This is a genomic window from Streptomyces canus (genome assembly GCF_030816965.1).
Taxonomy (GTDB): Bacteria; Actinomycetota; Actinomycetes; order Streptomycetales; family Streptomycetaceae; genus Streptomyces; species Streptomyces canus_E.
On the sequence record NZ_JAUSYQ010000002.1, the window covers coordinates 1,288,975 to 1,310,735 of the forward strand.

Annotated in this window: 17 protein-coding genes and 3 pseudogenes; 13 read left to right on the forward strand and 7 right to left on the reverse strand. The window is 71.7% G+C overall.

Annotated features, from left to right (window positions below):
* Positions 1-359 precede the first annotated feature (359 nt).
* Positions 360-656 carry a hypothetical protein gene (locus QF027_RS07100; protein WP_307073479.1) on the forward strand — a complete coding sequence of 99 codons (297 nt, stop codon included), beginning with the start codon at positions 360-362 and terminating at the stop codon, positions 654-656.
* A 134-nt stretch (positions 657-790) separates the two neighbouring features.
* Positions 791-1,762, forward strand: coding sequence for a hypothetical protein (locus QF027_RS07105; RefSeq protein ID WP_307073482.1), 972 nt, complete (start codon positions 791-793; stop codon positions 1,760-1,762).
* A 53-nt stretch (positions 1,763-1,815) separates the two neighbouring features.
* Here the strand turns inward: QF027_RS07105 and QF027_RS07110 are convergent, their stop codons facing one another.
* Together QF027_RS07110 and QF027_RS07115 are read right to left on the reverse strand one after the other, a co-directional pair.
* Entirely contained in the window at positions 1,816-1,998 is a 183-nt protein-coding gene (locus tag QF027_RS07110) for a hypothetical protein (protein ID WP_266552137.1), read from the reverse strand.
* A gap of 132 nt (positions 1,999-2,130) precedes the next feature.
* Positions 2,131-3,189: a fatty acid desaturase family protein gene (locus QF027_RS07115; protein ID WP_307073484.1), complete on the reverse strand. Its 1,059-nt coding sequence runs from the start codon at positions 3,187-3,189 to the stop codon at positions 2,131-2,133.
* A gap of 325 nt (positions 3,190-3,514) precedes the next feature.
* On the opposite strand from QF027_RS07115, the gene QF027_RS07120 reads away from it, so the two are divergent.
* Together QF027_RS07120 and QF027_RS07125 are read left to right on the forward strand one after the other, a co-directional pair.
* Positions 3,515-6,259, forward strand: coding sequence for a DEAD/DEAH box helicase (locus QF027_RS07120; protein WP_307082310.1), 2,745 nt, complete (start codon positions 3,515-3,517; stop codon positions 6,257-6,259).
* Entirely contained in the window at positions 6,256-7,524 is a 1,269-nt protein-coding gene (locus QF027_RS07125; RefSeq protein ID WP_307073486.1) for an SWIM zinc finger family protein, read from the forward strand. The genes QF027_RS07120 and QF027_RS07125 overlap by 4 nt, the downstream gene beginning before the upstream one ends.
* Here the strand turns inward: QF027_RS07125 and QF027_RS07130 are convergent.
* Together QF027_RS07130 and QF027_RS07135 are read right to left on the reverse strand one after the other, a co-directional pair.
* Positions 7,504-8,677 (reverse strand): annotated as a pseudogene (locus tag QF027_RS07130) (cytochrome P450 family protein). The gene QF027_RS07125 and the pseudogene QF027_RS07130 sit on opposite strands and share 21 nt — an antisense overlap.
* A gap of 52 nt (positions 8,678-8,729) precedes the next feature.
* Positions 8,730-9,521, reverse strand: coding sequence for a patatin-like phospholipase family protein (locus tag QF027_RS07135; RefSeq protein ID WP_307073488.1), 792 nt, complete (start codon positions 9,519-9,521; stop codon positions 8,730-8,732).
* Positions 9,522-9,552: 31 nt separating this feature from the next.
* On the opposite strand from QF027_RS07135, the gene QF027_RS07140 reads away from it, so the two are divergent.
* Both QF027_RS07140 and QF027_RS07145 read left to right on the forward strand, forming a co-directional pair.
* Positions 9,553-10,224, forward strand: coding sequence for a TetR/AcrR family transcriptional regulator (locus QF027_RS07140; protein ID WP_307082312.1), 672 nt, complete (start codon positions 9,553-9,555; stop codon positions 10,222-10,224).
* A gap of 127 nt (positions 10,225-10,351) precedes the next feature.
* A pseudogene (locus QF027_RS07145) lies at positions 10,352-10,597 on the forward strand (esterase-like activity of phytase family protein); the annotation flags it as partial.
* Between the two features lie 86 nt (positions 10,598-10,683).
* On the opposite strand, the gene QF027_RS07150 reads toward QF027_RS07145, so the two are convergent.
* Complete coding sequence (locus QF027_RS07150) at positions 10,684-11,139, reverse strand: hypothetical protein (RefSeq protein WP_307073490.1); 456 nt, start codon at positions 11,137-11,139, stop codon at positions 10,684-10,686.
* Positions 11,140-11,319: 180 nt separating this feature from the next.
* Positions 11,320-12,486, reverse strand: coding sequence for a xylose isomerase (gene xylA / locus QF027_RS07155; protein WP_069762445.1), 1,167 nt, complete (start codon positions 12,484-12,486; stop codon positions 11,320-11,322).
* 162 nt (positions 12,487-12,648) lie between these two features.
* Between xylA and xylB the strand changes: the two genes are divergently transcribed.
* From xylB to QF027_RS07190, 7 genes and pseudogenes are all read left to right on the forward strand, one after another.
* A complete protein-coding gene (gene xylB / locus QF027_RS07160) occupies positions 12,649-14,094 on the forward strand; it encodes a xylulokinase (protein WP_057609883.1) in 1,446 nt (481 codons plus the stop codon).
* A gap of 7 nt (positions 14,095-14,101) precedes the next feature.
* A complete protein-coding gene (locus tag QF027_RS07165; RefSeq protein WP_306985072.1) occupies positions 14,102-15,310 on the forward strand; it encodes an ROK family transcriptional regulator in 1,209 nt (402 codons plus the stop codon).
* Between the two features lie 263 nt (positions 15,311-15,573).
* Positions 15,574-16,587 carry an acetamidase/formamidase family protein gene (locus QF027_RS07170; protein ID WP_307073492.1) on the forward strand — a complete coding sequence of 338 codons (1,014 nt, stop codon included), beginning with the start codon at positions 15,574-15,576 and terminating at the stop codon, positions 16,585-16,587.
* Positions 16,588-16,615: 28 nt separating this feature from the next.
* The gene (locus QF027_RS07175) at positions 16,616-17,215 is read left to right on the forward strand and encodes an N-acetylmuramoyl-L-alanine amidase (protein ID WP_307073494.1); all 600 of its coding nucleotides are present in this window, start codon (positions 16,616-16,618) and stop codon (positions 17,213-17,215) included.
* A 119-nt stretch (positions 17,216-17,334) separates the two neighbouring features.
* Positions 17,335-18,727: pseudogene (locus QF027_RS07180) on the forward strand (GAF domain-containing protein).
* 103 nt (positions 18,728-18,830) lie between these two features.
* Positions 18,831-19,637, forward strand: coding sequence for an SGNH/GDSL hydrolase family protein (locus QF027_RS07185; protein WP_306985066.1), 807 nt, complete (start codon positions 18,831-18,833; stop codon positions 19,635-19,637).
* A gap of 69 nt (positions 19,638-19,706) precedes the next feature.
* Positions 19,707-21,005: a DUF3533 domain-containing protein gene (locus QF027_RS07190; protein ID WP_307073496.1), complete on the forward strand. Its 1,299-nt coding sequence runs from the start codon at positions 19,707-19,709 to the stop codon at positions 21,003-21,005.
* 83 nt (positions 21,006-21,088) lie between these two features.
* On the opposite strand, the gene QF027_RS07195 is transcribed toward QF027_RS07190, so the two are convergent.
* A complete protein-coding gene (locus QF027_RS07195; RefSeq protein ID WP_306985061.1) occupies positions 21,089-21,664 on the reverse strand; it encodes a PadR family transcriptional regulator in 576 nt (191 codons plus the stop codon).
* Positions 21,665-21,761 lie beyond the last annotated feature (97 nt).

Consider the following 21,761-nt stretch of genomic DNA (forward strand, 5'->3'; position numbering starts at 1 on the left):
GGCGTGTCGACCGCCCCGGACGTCGCCCGCGCCCCAACGGCCCTTCTCTCCGGCAGAGTTCACGTCACCACTCCCCTGGTAGCCATGTCGTGAGAAGACACAAGTATCCCGCCCCGCAAAGTTGGTTGACCGTTTTCCGGCCCTTCCGGGAGTCACGTGTACGACCGCCCCGGGCCGTCGGCTCCATCGATGATCCGTGTGCGCCGCAACGGGCGGCGGCCGACGAGCGGACTGAGGCTTCGCCGCCCGTCCCTCTTCTGCGGCCAGGGCTCCAACACTACGTTGAGTAGCAGAGGATGCACGTTCGGCAGGACCACATCTCTCACAGGACCACGTCTCTCAGGGGGAAGGTAGTCGGCATGTGGGGCAGTATCCGCAAGTCCAGCGCCAGATTCGTCAATGCGTTGCGCGCCGAGGCGCCCGCCGACCGGGAGGCCCGCGCGCACAATCTGTTCGAGGCCGCCGCCGCGTACGTCTCGGCCTGCGCGGAGGACGATCACGACCGGATCGACGAGGCCTCGGCCTGGGTATCGCCGGAGGCACTGTCGTTCGGGGTCAACGAGCTCGCGTGCCGGGCCGTCATCGCCCTCGCGCGGGAGCGCGACGAGTCGCCGCGTACCGTGGCACGTGCGCTCCTCGGGCTGCCGGCGGTCTGACCGGTCGGCAAGGATGGTCGATTCGCCCCGTCCAGCCGGAAAACTGCAGCTCCGGGTGTGCTTGGGAGTCGTGACAAGAGCCTTCCGCGCACACTAGGGTGCGCGCCGTTGGACGAACCGATGGGGAGGCTGGGATGGCCGGGACGGACGAGGACGCCGTCGCCGCTGCGGACGACGCGCTCTATGTGCTGACGGCGGTGCTGCTGACGCCGGCGAAGTTCCCGAGCGTGCTGGGCGACGACTATCCGGAGGCCTGCGCGGCGCTCGGTCTGGCACCGCTGGCCGACGGCTACGGCCTGGTACTCGGTCAGGACGGCGGCGGCGCCCGATGGACGGTCGTCATCGACGACGTCTCGCTGGTCGCCGTCGCCATCGCGTCCTGGGACTGCGGCATGGAGTACGACCTGTCGCCCGACGAGCGCACGGTCGTGGCCGCGCTGCCCGGCTGGCCGCTCGCGGTCGCCGTCGCCGCGCCCGGTGTGCCGGCGCCGCACGACCCCGATCCCGAGACCGCCGACGGCCCGCCGCTGACGCCGCCGGACACCTCGACATGGGGATCCGCCCAGCGGCGGCTGGGCGCCGATGAGATCGCGCTGCAGTGGGCGATGTGGCGGGAGCAGATCGACGACGCGGCCTTCACGAGCCCGAACGGCGGGTCCACCGGCGGTGACAAGGCCGTGGCCGGCAAGGTCACCGACGACGAGGCCGCGGACCGCGATGCCCCGGAGGACAAGGCCACGGGCGACGAGGGCTCGGCCAACGAGAGCTCGGGAGAAGAGGCTGCGGGAGACAAGACTACGGGGACCTCGGGCGGGACCGGGAAGGAGGTTCGCAAGGGCCACAACGGCGTCCGGCGTGTCCTCGCGGAGGCCCGCGCCTACGTGGATTCGCCGCCGCCCCTCGGGCGGGTCCGGTCGTCCTTCGCGTCGGGCGACGCGCGCACACTGCGTGCCGACGGTCCCGGCTGGTCACTGGTGGCCAGGACCGACGACATCGCGTTCGTGCTGCTCGACGACGAGCCCGGAGAGGTCCTGCCGGTGGGCCGGGGCCCGGAGCTGCCGGGGCTGCTGGAAGCGCTCGACAAGATGGCCGTACGTCCCAGTTGAGCCGCCGCGCCGCACCGTCCGGGCCCGTCGTGCTCCCGGCCGGTGCGGGTGCGTCAGCGGCCGATTTCCTTGCGGGTGACGCGGCGCAGTCGGCGCCGCTGCGAGGGGTCCAGTGTCAGGTATGCGGCGGCCGGGACTCCCAGGATGATCAGGACCGAGGCCCACCAGGGCAGCCAGAACAGCAGGAGCAGCCCGACCGCGACTCCCCCTGCGGCGATCTTCGCGTTCTTCGACATGTGCGTCGCCTCCTTCGCGGCGGTTGCCGCTCTCTGTCCAGAAAAACGGGTCCGCGCCTCCTGCAGTTCCGAACCGCGACCCTGAGACATCCCTGAGACCTCGCCCTGAGAGGCCCCGGATGCGCGCGCTTCCTAGCGGTCCGCCCGCAGTGGCTCGCCCACCTCGTGCATGTGGCTCAGGGCCTGTCGGTAGGAGTCGACGAGTCCGGTCTCCGTGTAGGGGATACCCAGATCCCGGCAGTGGGCGCGCACCATCGGCTGTGCGAGACGCAGATGGGGCCGGGGCATGCTGGGGAAGAGATGGTGCTCGATCTGGTAGTTGAGGCCGCCGAGGAACCAGTCGGTGAGGGTGCCGCCGCGGATGTTGCGGGAGGTGAGCACCTGGCGGCGCAGGTGGCCCCAGGACTCGCCGTCCGGGTCCGGCATTTGCATGCCCTTGTGGTTGGGGGCGAAGGCCATCCCGAGGTGCAGGCCGAACAGCGCCTGGTGGATCGCCGCGAAGACCAGCGCCCTGCCGGGGGACATGGTGGTCAGCAGCAGCGTGGCGTAGGCGGCGAGATGGCCCACCAGGAGGGCGCCCTCCACGGCACGCTCCCCCGGCGCCTGTCGGCGCAGGTCCCGGAAGCCCTGGACCTTCAGGGCGACGCCTTCGAGGAGGGTGAGCGGGAAGAACAGCCATGCCTGACGGCGGGTGAGCCAGCGCCTGAAGCCGGTGCGCCCCTTGGCCTGCTCGCCGGTGAAGACGAGGACGTCCGCGGCGACGTCGGGGTCCTTGTCGATGTGGTTGGGGTTGGCGTGGTGGCGGTTGTGCTTGTGGTTCCACCAGGAGTAGCTCATCCCGAGCAGGAGATTGCCGTGGACAAGACCGATGGCGCGACCGGCCGCCTTGCCGCCGGTGATCTGCGCGTGGCCCGCGTCGTGGCCTATGAAGGCGGTCCGGGCGGAGAACACGGCGAGGAGCGGGGCCAGCAGCAGGGTGCGCCAGGAGTCGCCGGACAGGGCGACCGCGGTGACGAGACCGGTGAGGGCGAGTGCGTTGACGGCGATGGCCCTGGCGTACCAGCCGTGGCGGCGGTCCAGGAGGCCCTGGCCCTTCACTGCGCGCAGGAGGGGTGTGAATTCGCTTCCGCCGGGCGGGGAGCCGGACGTACCGCGCGGGTGGGGTGCGACGGTTGCGGTGCTCTGCGGCATGTCCGGGCTCCGGATCTCTCAGGAAACGTGCTGACCTGAGGAAACGTACGGACCGGTGACCGGTCGCGACCATGCGGCAACCCCCCGTTTACATGCGGGGGGCAACACCGGCCGCACAGGGGGGTTGACAACACCATGGAGCGAACGTGATGCAGGCCACACTCCAGTGGGCCCGAGAGGTGAGGTACCCTCGACGACTCCGTCGGCGTAGTCAAGTTTGAGGAGTTCCGCGATCTCTGTCCAGAGGTTCCCTGCGACATCACCGTCCGAGATCTCCGAACTGGCGTTGTGTTGTGCCGTGTTCGTGCCCGGCGACCCGGCCCGCATGGGCAGTGTGGCCTTTTGGCGGCCCGACGGCGCTCCACCTCCCGCTGTCGCGGCGGGGACGGTCGAGGATCTGACGTTCGTGGTGCCCGGCAACGACGGTGTGGATCTGGTGAGCCTGCCCGCGGTGCTGCTGCCGGTCCGCGCCGCCCTGCCGGTCCTCACGCGTGCGCGCGCCACGGCGCACGGGCACCGGGCGACCCTCTTCTGGGGTGCCGCCGCCGTGCTGGCCCTGCAGTGCGCGGCCCGTGGGCTGCTGCTGCCCGGGCTGTCCCTCGCCGACCACGACGCCTGGCGCATGGGTCCCCTGGGAGCGGCCGACGTCGAGCGTGTCCGGCGACTCGCCGCGGCGATGCCGCCCGAGGCGCACGCCGTACCCCTGAGCTCTGTCGAGCCGCTCCGGCTGCCCGACCCCGAACGGCTGGTGCGCACCTTCCTGGACGCGGTCGCCGACACCCTGCCCCGCTCCCCCGCGGCGCCCCTCGTGACGGGCGGACCCGCCTACGCAGCCCAGGAACCGCAACACCTGCCCGAGCAGCGCGCGTGGGCGGCGGATGTCGCCGCGGGCCACGACGCGGGCGTACGAGTCTCGTTGCGCATCGAGGTGCACGGCCTGGCCACGGGTGAGACGCCCTCCTTCCGGGCCGTTCTCCAAGTGCACAGCGTGAGCGATCCGACGACCGTCGCGGACGCCGCCGACGTATGGGCCGGTTCCACGTCCTTCGGCCCCCACACGCAGATGGACTGCCTGCTCGCGCTCCGCAGGGCCGCACGCGCGTGGCCCCCGCTCAACCCCCTGCTCTCGGCCACCGTCCCGGACGCGGTCGAACTCGCCGACGACGAGATCACCGATCTGCTCGGGGCGGGCGCGCGCAGTCTCTCCGACCTGGGCGTCGAGGTGCACTGGCCGAAGGAGCTGACCAGAAAGCTCACCACGCGCGCGATGGTCGGTCCGCCGGACGACGGCGACCGGATCGGGTCGGGCACTCCGTCGTTCCTGTCCGCCGACGCGCTGCTCGCATTCGACTGGTGGTTCGCGCTGGGCGACCAGCAGCTCACGCGCGAGGAGCTGGACCGGCTGGCCGAGGCGAACCGGCCTGTGGTGCGGCTGCGTGACCAGTGGGTGCTGGTCGACCCGCACGAAGTGCGCCGGGCCCGTGCCCGGCGGGACCGCAAGGTGACTCCCGTCGACGCGCTGAGCGCCGCTCTGACGGGCTCGGCCGAGGTCGACGGCGGCAGGGTCGAGGTGCAGCCCACCGGGTGGCTGGCGGCGCTGCGGGACCGGCTGGCGGACCCGGAGGCGCAGGAGCCGGTCCCTCAACCCGCCGCGCTCGCCGCACCCCTCAGGGACTACCAGCGCCGGGGCCTGAACTGGCTGGCCCGTATGACGTCCTCAGGACTCGGCTGCTGTCTCGCCGACGACATGGGACTCGGCAAGACGATCACCTTGATCGCGCTGCATCTGCACCGGCAGACCGACACAGCCACCAGCGGCCCCACCCTCGTGGTGTGCCCGACGTCCCTGATGGGCAACTGGCAGCGCGAGATCGAGAAGTTCGCACCGGGTACACGGGTGCGCCGTTTCCACGGTCCGCGGCGGGAGCTCGACGGCCTGGTCGACGGGGAGTTCGTGCTCACCACGTACGGCACGATGCGCCTGGACGCGCCCCGGCTCGCCGAATCCGCGTGGGGGATGGTCGTGGCGGACGAGGCGCAGCATGTGAAGAACCCGTACTCGGCGACCGCCCGCGAACTGCGCTCGATCGGGGCACGCGCGCGCGTGGCGCTCACAGGAACGCCGGTGGAGAACAACCTGTCGGAGCTGTGGGCGATCCTCGACTGGACGACTCCCGGCCTGCTGGGCCGCCTCGGCGCCTTCCGCGCCCGGTACGCGCAGGCCATCGAGAGCGGTCAGGACCCGGCCGCCGCGGAACGTCTCGCCCGGCTGGTGCGCCCCTTCCTGCTGCGGCGCCGCAAGTCGGACCCTGGAATCGCCCCGGAGCTGCCGCCGAAGACCGAGACCGACCGTGCCGTGTCGCTCACCCAGGAACAGGCCGGCCTGTACGAGGCAGTGGTGCGCGAGACCCTGGCCGAGATCTCCGCGGCGGACAGCATGGTGCGGCGCGGGCTGATCGTGAAGCTGCTGACCGGGCTGAAGCAGATCTGCAACCACCCGGCACAGTTCCTCAAGGAGGAGCAGCCGAGGATCGTCGGCCGTTCCGGAAAGCTGGAACTGCTGGACGAGCTCCTCGACACCATCGTCGCCGAAGGAGCGAGCGTCCTGGTGTTCACGCAGTACGTGCGCATGGCCCGTCTCATCGAGGAGCACCTCGCGGCGCGTGGCCTGCCGTCGCAGTTCCTGCACGGAGGGACACCGGTCGCCCGGCGTGAAGCGATGGTGCGGCGGTTCCAGGAGGGTGAGGTGCCCGTGTTCCTGCTGTCGTTGAAGGCGGCCGGCACCGGTCTGAACCTCACCCGGGCCGAGCACGTCGTGCACTACGACCGCTGGTGGAACCCGGCCGTCGAGGCGCAGGCCACGGACCGCGCGTACCGCATCGGCCAGACGCGGCCCGTGCAGGTGCACCGACTGATCGCCGAGGGGACCGTCGAGGACCGCATCGCCGACATGCTGCACCGCAAGCGGGAGTTGGCCGACGCGGTACTCGGTTCCGGCGAGGCGGCACTGACCGAGCTGACGAACGCGGAGCTGGCCGATCTGGTCGAGCTTCGAGGGGGTGCACGATGACCGGACACGACGGTGACACGGAGCGCACGTTCGCGGCGCTGCCGCCCGCGCACGGGCAGGGTTTCGCACAGACGTGGTGGGGCCAGGCCTGGCTGCGGGCACTGGAGGACGCCGCGTTGGACTCACGGCAGGTGAAGACGGGCCGCAGGATCGCACGCGCGGGCGCTGTGGGCGCGGTCTCGGTACGTCCCGGGCGCATCACGGCCGTCGTCCAGGACCATGATCGCACCACGCACCGCGCCGACGTTCTGCTGGCCGAACTGTCGGCCGAGCAGTGGGACCGCCTCCTCGACATGGCCGTCGAGCGGGCCGGTCACGTCGCGGCCCTGCTGGACCGTGAGATGCCGCCGCATCTGGTCGAGGACGCGGCGTCCGCAGGCATCGAACTCCTGCCGGGGCTGGGCGATCTGGAACCGGAGTGCGACTGCGGCGCCTGGGACCACTGCGGGCATACGGCAGCTCTCTGCTATCAGGTGGCCCGGCTGCTGGACCAGGACCCCTTCGTCCTGCTGCTGATGCGCGGTCGCGGCGAACTCGCCCTCATCGAGGACCTCCAGGACCGCAGCGCCGCGCCCGTGGAGGAAGCTCCCGAACCGGAAGGGGTGGACGCCGCCGAGGCGTATGCGGCAGGCGACATCCTGCCGCCCCTGCCCGAGACCGCCGAGATGCCCGAGAAGCCCGGCTCGCCGCCCTCGCTGGACACCGAAGCCCCGCCCGGACCGGGAGTCGACCCGGTCGCCGTCCGTCATCTGGCCGCTCGGACTGCCGTAGAGGCTCATCGCCTGCTCGCGGAGGCTCTCCGGCGACCGTCCGAACAGCCGGCCGTCGTACCCGGGCTGACGGCCGCTCAGGACGCCGTGCGTCTCGCCGTCGGCGCGCCCGACCCGGCACTGACCGAACGGCTCGCCAACGGATCGGGCCGTGATACGCACTCGCTGGCGGACGCCACGCGCGCGTGGCGGCTCGGTGGTGCGGAAGCGCTGTCGGTGCTGGAGGAGGAATGGGCGCCCTCGGGCGACACACTCGCACGCGCGCGTGCCGCTCTGGACTCGGCCTGGGACGAGGACGAACGGCCGTCGCTCAGGGCAGAGGGCAACCGGTGGACGGCCGTCGACGCACCGGCCCAGGTGCGCCTGGGGCGGGACGGGCGGTGGTGGCCGTACCGGCAGGAGGGGGAACGCTGGATACTCGCGGGCCCGGCGGCCCTGGATCCGGCGACGGCTCTGTCCTCGGCGGAGCTCTTCTCAGCCGAACCGCAGCGGTAGTTCGGCCAGGCCCCTCAGGAGTGTGCTGCTGCGCCAGGTCAACGTGCCCGGGTCGGTCGCGAAGGCGAGAGCGGGCCGGTGGCGCAGCAGCAGGCGCAGAGCGACGGCCGCCTCCGCGCGGGCCGGCGGAGCGCCCAGGCAGCGGTGCGGGCCGTGGCCGAATGCCAGGTGCGCGCGTGGGACGCCGTAGGTCGAAGCGGTCGGGATCGGGAAAACGCAGCGGATCGCGGGAGGCCGCGGCGAGCGAGACCTGCACGGAGTCGCCCGCCTGGATCCGGGTGCCGTCGATGTCGAGCGGCTCGGCCGCGTAGCGGAACGCGGAGGCGTGGACGGGTGAGTTGTAGCGCAGGGATTCCTCGACGGCCGGGCCGGTGAGGTCCGGGTCGGCGCGGAGCAGGGCGAGTTGGTCCGGGTGGGCCAGCAGCGCGTGGACGGTTCCGGAGATCAGGTCGACGGTCGTCTCGTGGCCGGCGACGAGGAGCAGGAACGCCAGGCCGAGGAGTTCTTCGGAGGTGAGGTCCGAGGCTGCCACGAGGTCGCCGAGCAGACCTGTCGCGCGCCGATCGCGTCCTCGGGCGAGCAGACCGGCGAGGTACTCGGTCAGTGAGGCTGCGGCGGCGGTCGCCGTCTCGGCCGAGGTGGGCATGACGAGTTCGTCGGCCCAGGCGTGGAACACCGCGCGGTCGGCCGCGGGCACCTCCAGAAGGTCACAGATCACCGTGACGGGCAGCGGCAGCGCGTACCTGGCGACCAGGTCCGCCGTTCCCCGCTCCGGCAGCGCGTCCAGGAGTTCGAGGGCTGTGGCTTCGATGCCGGGTCGCAGTGCGGTGATCCTCCCTGCCGTGAAGTGAGACGCCACCAGTCGACGCAGCCGGGTGTGCTGCGGAGGGTCGCTCTGGAGCATGTTGCGGCCGACGGCGTGTCCGCCGTCGCTCCGCCAGGACGAGGAATGCCGGATGTCGTTGCGCAGGCGCGGGTCGGTCAGCGCGGCTCGCGCCGCGTCATGGGCGACGACGAGCCAGCTCTCACCGCTTCCGGGCACGAGGACGCGGTGCACTGCGCCCTTGGCCCGCAGCGCGGCGTAGACGGGGTACGGGTTCGAGGCCAAGTCATGGCCGTCCGGGGTCAGCTCCTCGAGCGTGGGCCCGGGCACGGTGGTTCCTTTCGGTAGCGGTCGTCAGGCTTACGGCGTCCCCGCCCGGCCTTCACCGCTCGGCGCGCCAGAGCGGGTGCACCGAGGCCGCGAGGGCCGTCGCCTGGGCGTGGCCGGCCCGGGCGGCCGCGGGGCGGCGCGCGTCGGACGTCAAGTCGCGGCCCATGGCCCGGCGTGCGGAGCGGTCCGGCGTCACGAGGGTGACGTGGGCGCCTTCGGCGGCGAGGACGGCCGCCTGCTGTTCGGCAGCGGGATGAGGACCCACGGCGGCGGGGATCGGGGCGATGGCCAGGACGTGGTGACGGCCACGCGCGAGGTGGATGTTGGCCGTGGAACGGCTGCCCCCGTCCATCCAGCGGCGCCCGGCCAAGGTGATCGCGGGCCAGACCACGGGTACAGCGCAGCTTGCGACGACGGCTTCGAGGAGCGTGACGCCCGAGTCGGCGTCGAAGGCCGTCAGTTGCCCGGAGAGGGCGTCGACGGCGGTGATCCGCAGTGCGCGGTCGGGCCAGTCCCCCACGCTCCGCAGCAGTGGACGCAGGGCGTCGTACACATCGGACTCAGGACCCGTGCGGGCCTTCAGCGCCGCTCGCCCGAGGCGCAGCACGGAACGCTCCGGATCGCGGGAGCCCAGCGCGGCCCACAGAAAGCGAAGCGTCTGAGCAGACGTCACAGCGAGGCCCACCCGGTCGGCGCGGGCCAGTTGGCGTTCGTACAGCTCGCGCGCGGTCTCGCCCGCGAGGAGACGCGAACCGAAGATCGCACCGGCCGAGGTCCCGATGACGACATCCGCGCGGGCCGGGTCGACACCGGCGTCGCACAGGCCCGCGAGAACTCCCGTCATCCAGGCTCCGCCGACGAGGCCGCCCCCGCCGATAGCGACGGCGCCGGTACGGCGTCGCGATGCGCGAGGCAACCGGGAGTTGCTGGTCGAGGCCGCTCACGAGGTGTTCACGGAGCAGGGGTTGGAGGCACCCCTGGACGTCATCGCGCGCCGGGCGGGGGTGGGAAACGCCACGCTCTACCGGCATTTTCCGAGCCGTGCCGCCCTGGTCGACGCGGTCTTCCGCGACCCGCTGACGGGCACCATGGCCGCGGGCGAGCAGGCCCGGGCCGCCGCGGATCCCTGGGAGGGACTCGTCGGCTACATGGAAGCGGTGTTCGCCGTCCTGGCGACCGATCGCGGTACGAACGACCTGATGACGACGCACCTCGAGGGCGTCGAGTCATTGCAGGCCGTGCACGCCCACAACCGGGCGACGATGGAACTGCTCCTGCGCCGTGGGTGTAAGGCGGGAAGCATCCGGGCGGACGTCACGACAGAGGACGTCCTCTTCGCGCTCGCCGCGCTCGGCCGGGCCGTCCCCTCCCTCGCCACGGCCGTCGGCCCCGAAGCCTGGCGTCGTCCTCTCGCCCTGCTCCTCGACGGTCTGCGCGCCTCGCCGGCCGTCGCACCCCTCCCGTCCCCCGCGCTTACGGCGGACGAACTCGGCGATGTACTCCAAGGATTGGGACCGCACCGGCCACCCCGCAGCTCGCCCGGCTGAGCACGCGGCACGCGCACGTGTGCCGCGATGCCGGGCCGACGCCACACGCTCACCCTTGGGTCGTACGGCGTTTCGAGCGGGGCCCAAATGTGGCCGCTGTCACCGTACTTGGTCTCCAGGAGGCCCCATGTCCCCGCATGCCGACGGCCGACGCCCCGCCAGGCGCACCGCAGCGGCGGGTGTATCCCTCGCCCTGATCGGGGCGGGGCCGGTCATGGGTGCCCCGTCGGGCGAGGCGCGTGTCGTCCGGACAGCGACGCTCGGCGACACCCCGCTGGGCGCGTTCAGCAACAGGCTCACGCCGGGCACGGTGGCCGACGACCGCGGGGTGCACCTCGGCGGCATCGGCAGTGACCCCTGCCCGGCGGGCCGCGGGCGCCTTCGACGCCGACGGCCGACTGGTCGACAGCGGGGTGGAGACGACGGTGTCGTACGTCCGGCTGCCGCACCGCCTCTGACTCACCCGATCAGAGACGGCAGCAACGACTCCAGGTCACTCGGGAACTCGCTGGGGATGTCGCTCGGGAACTGCGACGGGAGCTCGCTGGGCAACTCGCTGGGAAGCCGCGTGGGCAGGCTGAACGACGGCTTGGGAGAACCGCTCGTACTGGTCGCCGGGGCCGGGTCCTTGTCCGGCGAGTCGTCGTTCCCCGAGGCCATGAAGACCACCACGAGGGCGACGGCCACGGCCGCCGCGATCACGGCGAGCAGGGCGAACAACGGGCTCCGGCGCCTTCTCTGACCGCTCGGCCCGGGGTCGCCGACCGGACCCGTCTTCTGAGTCGACGGCAGACCCCCGTACGGGTTCGGACCGTTGCGCCCGAAGTCGTCAGGGGGTGGTCCGAAGCCACCGCCCGGAGGCGGTGTGTCACCCGGCGGTCCGGGCGGCTGGGGCGGTACCGGCGGCATGGCCATACCGTCCAGAGTCGCCTCGAACCGGTCACGGGGCGACCCCCGCGCGGAAGTTGATACGCCCCCATGCCGTGGATCGCATGATTCCGGCACATTCCGCGTGAGGGTCGCTGCAAGTCCGCACGCGCGCGTGCCGTCGGCGGAGGCCACTCACGGCCGACGGCACACGCGTGTGGGGCTCATTCAGCCGCGCGCACCCAGGAGGTGGTCCATGGCGAGCTGGTCGAGCTGCTCGAAGGCCATGCCACGCGCAGCGGCCGCCTCCACGTCGAAGTCCTCGAAGGCACTGCGGTCCGCGAGCAGCGACTTCAGGCCGTCCGCCGCCGTCTGCTGCGCCAGCTCGTCCAGACGCGAGGCACGCAGCGCCTCCTGGACCTGCGGGTCTGCGCGGAAGGCGGCCGCACGCTCCTTGAGGATGAGGTAGTTGCGCATGCAGCCCGCGGCCGACGCCCACACACCGTCGAGGTCCTCGGTGCGCGGCGGCTTGAAGTCGAAGTGCTTGGGGCCGGCGTAGCCGGCGCTCTCCAGGAGGTCGACGAGCCAGAAGGCGGCCCGCAGGTCGCCCGCGCCGAAGCGAAGGTCCTGGTCGTACTTGATGCCGGACTGGCCGTTGAGGTCGATGTGGAAGAGCTTGCCCGCCCACAGGGCCTGCGCGATGCCGTGCGGGAAGTTCAGCCCGGCCATCTGCTCGTGGCCGACCTCGGGGTTCACGCCGTACAGCTCGGGGCGTTCCAGTCGCTCGATGAACGCCAGGGCGTGCCCGACGGTGGGCAGCAGGATGTCGCCGCGCGGCTCGTTCGGCTTGGGCTCGATCGCGAACTTCAGGTCGTAGCCCTGCTCGGTGACGTACTCGCCCAGGAGGTCGAAAGCCTCCTTCATGCGGTCGAGAGCGACCCGCACGTCCTTGGCGCCACCGGACTCGGCGCCCTCGCGGCCACCCCAGGCGACGTAGGTCTCGGCGCCGAGCTCGACCGCCAGGTCGATGTTGCGGATCGTCTTGCGCAGCGCGTAACGGCGCACGTCGCGGTCGTTCGCGGTGAACGCGCCGTCCTTGAAGACGGGATGCGTGAAGAGGTTGGTGGTCGCCATCGGCACCTTCATGCCGGTCGCGTCCAGGGCCTCACGGAAGCGCTTGATGTGACCCTCGCGCGCACTGTCGGACGATCCGAAGGGGATCAGGTCGTCGTCGTGGAAGGTCACGCCGTGGGCGCCGAGCTCGGCCAGGCGCTGCACCGTCTCGACCGGGTCGAGGGCACGTCGGGTGGCGTCGCCGAACGGGTCCCTTCCCTGCCAGCCGACGGTCCACAGGCCGAAGGTGAACCTGTCCTCGGGGGTGGGCTGGTAGTTCATGACGCGGCTCCTTGCTGCTGCGGACTATTTCGTCATGGCGGTTTACAAATTAGTATGCACACACGCCTCCGGGAAGAGACAAGGTGTCTCCGGGTGGAGACATGAGGCACATCAAGGTCACGAGCCGCATCACGGTCAAGAGCCGCAAAAAGGGAGAGCCCGATGTCAGCAGCCGAGGGTCCGCTCGTCGTCGGCGTGGACACGTCCACCCAGTCCACCAAGGCGCTGGTGGTCGACGCGGCCACCGGCCGGGTCGTCGCGCGGGGCCAGGCGCCGCACACCGTGTCCTCCGGGGCCGGCCGTGAGAGCGACCCCCGCCAGTGGTGGGACGCGCTGTCCGAGGCGCTGCGCCAATGCGGGGACGCGGCCCGCGAAGCCGCCGCGGTGTCGATCGGGGGACAGCAGCACGGCCTCGTCACGCTCGACGCACAGGGCGAGCCGGTGCGGCCGGCCCTCCTGTGGAACGACGTGCGCTCAGCGCCCCAGGCTCGGCGACTGATCGAGGAACTGGGCGGCCCGAAGGCCTGGGCGGAGCGGACCGGCAGCGTGCCGGGCGCCTCCTTCACGGTCACGAAGTGGGCCTGGCTCGCCGAGCACGAGCCGGAGGCCCTGCGCGCCACGAAAGCCGTGCGTCTTCCGCACGACTACCTCACCGAGCGCCTCACCGGCGAGGGCACGACGGACCGGGGCGACGCCTCCGGCACCGGCTGGTGGGCGTCGGCGACGGAGTCGTACGACGACGAGATCCTCGCGCGCGTGGGACTCGACCCCGCTCTGCTCCCCCGCGTGGTCCGGCCCGGCGAGGTGGCCGGCACCGTGCGCGACGGCCATGACCTGCCGTTCTCCAAGGGCACCCTGGTCGCCCCCGGCACCGGCGACAACGCCGCGGCCGCGCTCGGCCTCGGGCTGCGCCCCGGTACGCCGGTGATGAGCCTGGGCACCTCGGGCACGGTGTACGCCGTCTCGAAGCACCGCCCCACCGACCCGACCGGCACGGTGGCGGGCTTCGCCGACGCCCACGGAGACTGGCTGCCGCTGGCCTGCACCCTGAACTGCACGCTCGCCGTGGACCGCGTCGCGGCGCTGCTGGGCCTGGACCGCGAGGCCGTCGAGCCGGTCTCGGGGGTCACCCTGCTGCCCTACCTGGACGGCGAGCGGACACCGAACCTGCCGAACGCCTCCGGGGTACTGCACGGCCTTCGCCACGACACCACCGGCGGCCAGCTCCTCCAGGCGGCCTACGACGGCGCCGTACAGGCCCTGCTGGGAGCGCTGGACCTGGTGCTGGACCAGGACGCGGATCGTTCGACGCCCCTGCTGCTCATCGGCGGCGGCGCGCAGGGCACCGCCTGGCAGCAGACCGTACGGCGACTCTCGGGGCGCCCCGTCCAGGTGCCCGAGGCCAAGGAACTGGTGGCGCTCGGCGCCGCCGCGCAGGCCGCCGGACTGCTCACCGGCGAGGACCCGGGCGCGGTCGCCCGGCGCTGGAACACCGCCGCCGGGCCGGTTCTGGAGGCCGTGGAGCGGGACGACGAGACGCTGGCCAGGATCGCCGGGGTACTCTCCGACGCTGCTCCGCTGCTGGAGCGGGGGACCTCTGAGGGGTGAGGGAGGCATGACCGCACCGCTGCACGACGCCCACCCGGCGGGTCCGGGGCGTGGCCTGCCCGACACCCAGCAGGGCATGCGCCGCCGCAACCTGGCCCGGGTCATGCACGCCGTGAGTGCCGAGGGACCGTTGTCGCGTGCCGCGGTCGCCTCGCGCATCGGGCTGACCCGGGCCGCGGTGTCGACCCTCGTCGACGAGCTCATACGTTCGGGGCTGATCGAGGAGCTGGGTCCCGAGCGTCCCGGCCGGGTGGGCAGGCCGGGCTCCGCGCTCGCCGTCAGCGGGCGGGGGCCGGCCGGGATAGGCGCCGAGGTCGGCGTGGACCACCTCGCGGTCTGCGCGGTCGATCTGCGCGGACAGGTGCGCTCGCGGGTGGTGCGGTACGCCGCGAACAGAGGCCGCTCCCCCGAGCCGGTGATCGCGGAACTCACCTCCCTCGTACAGCAGGTGGTGGCCGAGGCAGAGGCCGAAGGCCTGTGGCCCGCGGGGCTCGCGGTGGCGGTGCCCGGTCTGGTGGCGCGTGACGCCCGGACCGTCGTCCGGGCCCCGAACCTCGACTGGCACGACACGGACCTGGGCACCCTGCTGCCCGAGGACTTCCCGCTGACCGTGGGCAACGAGGCCAACTTCGGCGCGCTGGCCGAACTCTGGCTGGGCGACGCCACCCCCCACGACTTCCTGCACGTCTCGGCGGAGATCGGCATCGGCGCGGCGCTCGTGGTTGACGGGCAACTGCTGCGCGGCACCCGCGGTTTCGCGGGCGAGCTGGGCCATGTGCCGGTCCGCCCCGACGGCCCCCGGTGTGCGTGCGGCGGGCGCGGCTGCCTGGAGCAGTACGCCGGCGAGGAGGCGGTGTTGCGGGCGGCCGGCCTGGAGTCGGGCGAGGACCGAGTCGGACTGCTCGCGGAGCATGCCGCAGAGGGCGACGAGGCCGTACGGGGTGCCCTGCGCGAGGCCGGCGAGGCGCTCGGCATCGCGCTGACCGGGGCGGTCAATCTGCTGGACCCCGAAGCCGTGGTGCTCGGCGGCGCGCTGGCCGGGCTCGCGCCCTGGCTGCTGCCCTCCCTGCGGGACGAACTGGCGCGGCGCACGGCGGGTCCGGCCTGCCCGGTGTCCGTGTCCCGCCTGGGTTCGGAGGGTCCGCTGCTGGGGGCCGCGCACTCGGTGGTGCGGGCCGTGCTGGACGACCCGGCGGTCGTGGGCGAACGGGCCTGAGCCGAGGTGGCCTCACCCCATCGAGTGAGGGAGTTGTCCACAACCCCAAGGTTGTCCACCGAAACACCAAGCACTCTCCTGCCCAACCGGCAGGCACCGTACCGTGATTCACGCGAGGCTCCCAGCGGCCTCGAACGGCGGGATTCGGGGGGTGACGTGGGGATCATGGTGCTGATCGCGCCGGTACGGCGGCCTCCGGAACGCATGGCCGACACCGCCCGTGGCCACCTCGCCGAACCTGCACAGAACGGAGCTGTACAGCGATGAGCGACCCCCGGATCCTGACCGTACGGCCCGAACCCGGCGAGTACGCCTGGACGTTCGGCGGCGCACCGCCCGTGGCCCGCATCGCACCCGGCACGGTCCTCGACCTGTACACGGAGGACTGCTTCGCGGGGCGGGTGCGGTCCGAGAAGGACCTGGTGTCCGAGGTGTGCGAGTTCCCCTTCCTGAATCCGCAGACCGGCCCTTTCCACATCGAGGGAGCGGAGCCGGGTGACACGGTCGCGGTGCACTTCGTGTCGATCGAACCGGCCCGGGACTGGGCCGCGTCGACCACGGTTCCCCTGTTCGGCGCGCTCACCTCGACGCACACCACCGCCACGCTGCAGCCGCCGCTGCCGGAGACCGTGTGGATCTGGCAGTTGGACCGGACCCGGCGCACGGCACTGTTCCGGGCGCGCGACAGTGACATCGAGATCGAGCTGCCCATGGACCCGATGCACGGCACCGTGGGGGTGGCTCCCGCCCATCTGGAGGTGCGTTCGGCGCTGGTGCCCGACGCGCACGGCGGGAACATGGACACACCGGAGATGCGGGCGGGTGTCACCTGTTACCTCGGGGTCAATGTGGAGGGCGCCCTGCTCAGCCTCGGCGACGGGCATGCCCGCCAGGGCGAGGGAGAGACCTGCGGGGTCGCCGTCGAGTGCGCGATGAACACCGTGGTGATCGTCGAGCTGCTCAAGGGGCTCGCCACGCCCTGGCCGCGCATCGAGTCGGACACCCACATCATCTCGACGGGTTCGGCACGCCCGCTGGAGGACGCGTTCCGGATATCCCAGCTCGACCTCGTGCAGTGGCTGGTGCGCGACTACGGGTTCAGCGAACTGGACGCGTACCAGTTCGCGACCCAGGCGGTGGAATCGCCGTTGGCCAACGTGTGCGACACCAACTACACCTGCGTGGCGAAGATCCGCAAGGAATGGCTGCCGGCGCGCGAGACTCACCGCGGAGTACACGACCGGCTCCGTGAGACCGCGGTGGCCCTGCTCGACTGAACACCGCTGAGACGAAAGGCAGTGATTCATGGAACGCGCCAGACCGCTGCTCGGCAGACGGCGGTTGCTGAAAGGGGCCGTCCTGGCCGCCGTACCGTACGCGCTGCTTCCCGAAGCCCCGGCCGGGGCGGCCCCGCAACCCGTCGACCACCCGTTCGCCGAGTGGCAGCCGGCCACCCCGTCCAACTTCACGGCGGCGGAGCGCCCCTGGTCCCACCAGGTGGACCGGGTGATCATCCACGTCACGCAGACCGCCTACACCGGCACCCTGGGCATCTTCCAGAACCCGGCGAAGAAGGTGTCCGCGCACTATGTCGTGCGATCGGCCGACGGGCACATCGCGCAGTGCGTGCGGGAGGCGGACATCGCCTGGCATGCCGGGAACTGGGACTACAACACCAGCAGCATCGGCATCGAGCACGAGGGATGGGTGGACAAGCCCGCCTACTTCACCGAGGCCCTGTACCAGGAGTCCGCGAAGCTCACGGCGGGGATCTGCGAGAGATACGGCATCCCAAGGGACCGCGCGCACATCATCGGGCACTACGAGGTGCCGGGCAGCGACCACACCGACCCGGGAGCGTACTGGGACTGGCAGCGCTACTTGCGCATGGTCGAAGCCGTGTGAGCCGTGCACCGTTCGGGTGAGGCCGTGAGGCCGGTCGGGAAGGTTGATTGCGCGCGCACCCGGAGTGACGAGGGTCGCAGCCGCGTCGCGTTCCGGGAGGCCGAGTTGACAATCCGTGGGTGGCCCTGGAACCAGGGGCCGACCCGGCCGAGCATGTCCGGCTGCTGCGGCGCGCGCACGAGACGTTCACCGAGGCGGGCACGGTGCAGCGGCCGGTGCGCCCGGTGGTGGCCGACTCGTGGCGGCGTTCCGCGCGGGCCGGTGTCGGGCCCGACGGGACCGCGAGCGTCGAACTGAGCGACGGGGACCTCGGCTCGTATCGGGCCGAGCACCCGTTGGCGCGGGTCATGCCGCTGTTCCGTGAGCTGATGGGGACCTTCGCCTCCGACGGGGAGCATCTGCTCGCGGTGTGCGACGAGCACGGAAGGCTGCTCTGCGTCGAGGGTCATCCCAGGACCCGGCGGCAGGCGGAGTGGATGAACTTCGTGCCGGGCGCGCGGTGGGCGGAGACCGCTGTCGGGACGAACGCGCCGGGTACCGCGGTCGCGGTGGACCGGCCGGTGCAGGTTTTCGCGGCGGAACACTTCATCCGCCGGGTGCAGCCGTGGACCTGCGCGGCGGCGCCGGTGCACGATCCGCGGACCGGGCGGGTACTCGGGGCCGTGGACATCACCGGCGGGGACGGGCTCGCGCATCCGCACAGCCTGGGCTTCGTCCAGGCGGTCGCGCGGGCCGCCGAGTCGCAACTGGCGCTGCTCCTCCCCCAGCGGCCCGCCTCTGACACGTCTGAGCTGAGCGCACTGGGCCGGGACGAGGCGCTGCTGGTCGGCGCCGGCCGCAGGGTCAGGCTCAGCCGCCGGCACAGCGAGATCCTGGTGCTGCTGTCCCGGCACCCGGAGGGTCTGACCGGGGACGAGCTGCTGTGCGCGCTGTACGAGGACGAATCGGTGACACCGGTGACGCTGCGGGCCGAACTGGCGCGGCTGCGCAGGGTGCTGGGGGCCCGGGCTGCTGTCGTCGCGGCCGTACCGGCTGACCGTGCGGGTCGAGTCGGACCTGGCCGTCGTGGAGCGGCGGCTGGAGAGCGGGGCGGTCACCGCGGCGTGCGGATACACCGGTCCGTTGCTGCCGGCCTCGCAGGCACCGGCGGTGGTCAGGCTCAGGCACTTGATCGCCGACGGGCTGCGGACGGCGTTGGTCACCGGCCGCGACCCGGACCTGCTGGCGGACTGGGCACACGCGCCGTGGGGTGAGGACGACGTCGACGTGTGGCGGGCCCTCGCCGCCGTGCGGCCCACGGCGAGCGTCCGGGCCCGGCTGGCCGCGCTGGAGTCCGAGCTGCCGTTGACGACCCGGGCGCTCAGGTGCCGGCGCAGACCGCGGTCGGTGCTCAGGCCTGAAGAGGGAATGGGCGGTGAGGTCGGCGCGGGACCAAGGCGGTGGACTGCGGCGGTGGACCGCCCTCGACGGCCTCAGCTCCTGCCCGAGCGGCGTCACTTTGCAGGAAGGTGAGCCCGCAGCTATCCTCATATTCAACAATGCGACTAGGTGCCTAGTTGTTTAGCGATGGCGGTGCCACTTCCATCAGCAGCGTTGACGAGAGGCGGTCGGCCCCGTGTCGAGCAGCGGGTATCTGCGCTATGTCGCCCTGGGCGACAGTCACACCGAGGGGCTCGGGGACGGCGACGACGTCCGTGGTCTTCGGGGCTGGGCGGACCGGCTCGCCGAGCAGGTCGCCCGCCACAGCCCCGGCCTGCGCTACGCCAACCTCGCGGTGCGCGGCCGCAAGGCCGGTCAGGTGCGCGCCGAGCAGCTGGCTCCGGCTCTCGCGATGCGGCCCGACCTCGCCACCGTGGTGGCTGGGGTCAACGACGTGTTGCGCCCGGGCTGCGACCTCGACGAGGTGGCCGGCGATGTCGAGGCGATGTTCGCCGCCCTCACCGCGCAGGGCGCCACCGTCGCGACCCTCATGTTTCCCGATGTCGGCCGTATCACGCCGTTGGCCCGCCCGATCGGTCACCGTGTTCTCGCACTCAACGCACGCATCCGGGAGGCCGCCGACCGCCACGGTGTGGTGGTGGCGGAGACGGCCGCGCACGCGGCGGCGACCGATCCGCGGTTGTGGAGTGCTGACCGGCTGCACGCCGGCCCGCTGGGGCACGCACGCATCGCGGCTGCCGTGGCCCATGCGCTCGGCCTGCCGGACAGCGACGACACATGGACCCTCCCCCTTCCGGCCGAGAGGACAGGCATCTCCGGCTGGAGGACCGTGGGTGCCGAACTGCGCTGGGCCGGCACCTTCCTCGGCCCCTGGGTCGGCCGCCGCCTGCGTGGCCGCTCCTCCGGCGACGGCCGCCAGGCCAAGCGGCCGGCCCTGCTTCCGGTGGCCACATCCACCGGGGACACCTCCTCAGCCGTATGAGGCTCCGCCCGCGACGACGCCGGCGGCTCCTCCTGCTGCACTTCTCTCTTCCTCGTACCGGAGCTGGAAATGAGTAACGCCCACCCCTTCCGCGTCCTGCGCGCGAAGCGTCTGTGGACCGTCCAGGGCGTCATCGTGGGCTTCGTGGCACTGCTGTTCACGGTGTTCTACGTCGGCGCCAACATCGACCCTGCCGGTCACCTGCACAAGCTGCCCGTCGGCCTGGTCAGCGCCGATGAGGGGTCGAAGGTCGGTGGCAAGCAGACCGACCTCGGTGCACAGATCACCCAGTCGATCAAGAAGTCGCCCCAGGGCGGAGACAGGATCGACTGGAAGCTGATGGACGAGGAGGAGATGAAGGAGGAACTGGGCAAGGGCAAGCTGTTCGGCGCGCTCGTCGTGCCCCGCGACTTCACCGCCACTGTCGCCGCCCTCACCGGCCCCGGGGTGGCCGGCAAGCCCGTCCGCCCGACACTCACCGTGCTGACCAACCAGTCCGCCGGCAGCGTGGGGTCCAGCATGGCGCGGCAGGCCACGACGACGGCCGCGCAGTCGGCCTCCGCGCAGGTGGGTGAACAGCTGACCGCTCAGGCCGAGGCCGCGCAGGACCAACTGCCCGCTGCCGCGCGCCTGCTGCTGGCCGACCCGGCCGTGGTGCAGATCGAGGACGGGCATCCGCTCGACTCGCACAGCGGCCTCGGTCTGAGTGCCTTCTACTACTCCCTCGTCCTCGTCGTCTGCGGCATGCTCGCCGCCAACGTCATCAGCGGCCAGGTGGACCACGCCCTCGGCTACACCCACAGCGACATGGGCCCGCTGCGGGTCCACAACCCGCTGCTGCGCGCGACTCGCGTCCAGACCCTGGCCATCAGTAGCACGCTCATGATCGGTCTGTCCCTGCTCATGGGAAGCCTGGCCCTGGCCGGTGCGGTGGGCATCATGGGCATGGACGCCTCTCACCTGCCCCTGCTGTGGCTCTTCTCCGTGTGCACGATCGCGGTTGTCGGCATCGGCGGGCTCGGACTGCTCGCTGTGTTCGGCACGCCGGGGATGCTGTTCATCACGATCTTCTACATCGCCATGGCGGTACCGACGTCCGGAGCCACGGTCCCTCTCCAAGCCCTCCCCGGTTTCTACCGCGTCCTCGGCGAGTTCGAGCCCCTGCGCCAGGTCACGGGCGCCGTCCGCTCGATCCTTTACTACGACGCCCAGGCCGACGCGGGTCTGACCCGGGGCTGGGTGATGCTGGGCGTGGGACTCGCGGTCGCCGGCCTCTTCGGCTTCGGCGTGACCCGGTTCTACGACCGCAAGGGACTCCATCGCATTCCCGCCGACGAGGAACCGCAGCCGCTCCTCGCCCGGGCATAGTCCGACGACCGGTGAGGGGTGGAGTCGGGCACGATCGCCCCACCCCCTCTTCTTGACCGATCGTGCAGGTGGGATCGTCGCGGTCAGCCGTCGGCCCGCAGTGCCGCTGTGCGCTGTTCGAGCCTGCGCAGCGCCATGTCTCCCCACTGGAGGTTCTCCCGCTCGAACGACATCCCGCGCAGCAGGGTGAGATACGGGCCGATGCGCTCGGCCTCGGCGAAGTACGCCTCCTCAGAGCGCCCGTCGAGCAGGCGCTGCCGGAGCCTCTCGTAGCCGGCCAGCTTGGCGGTGGCCCACTGCATGCGCTCCGCGATGGCAGTCCGGACCGCTTCCATGTCGCCCACGTCCACGCACTGCACCTTGACAAGCAACTCGTCCCGGACCACCGCCGGTTTGCCCAAGGGCTCGGCGGTGTAGGCGTGGACGGCCTTCCGCCCGGCCTCCGTCAAGGAGAACAGCCGCTTGTTGGGGCGGCGCTTCTGCTCGACGACGCGGGCCGTGACGAATCCTTCCGCCTCCATGCGCTCCAGCTCCCGGTAGAGCTGCTGGGGCGTCGACATCCAGAAGTTGGCTACCGTCGCATCGAATGCCTTCGCGAGGTCGTACCCGGACGCCTCGCCCTTCAACAGCGCGGCCATCACCGCGTTCCGCAACGCCATGGATCTACGCTAACAGATTAATCAACAACGTGACTGATAGTCACCCCTCCCCTGTAGACAAGCCATAACAGCCCCTCTATTCTCTACCGCACCTATT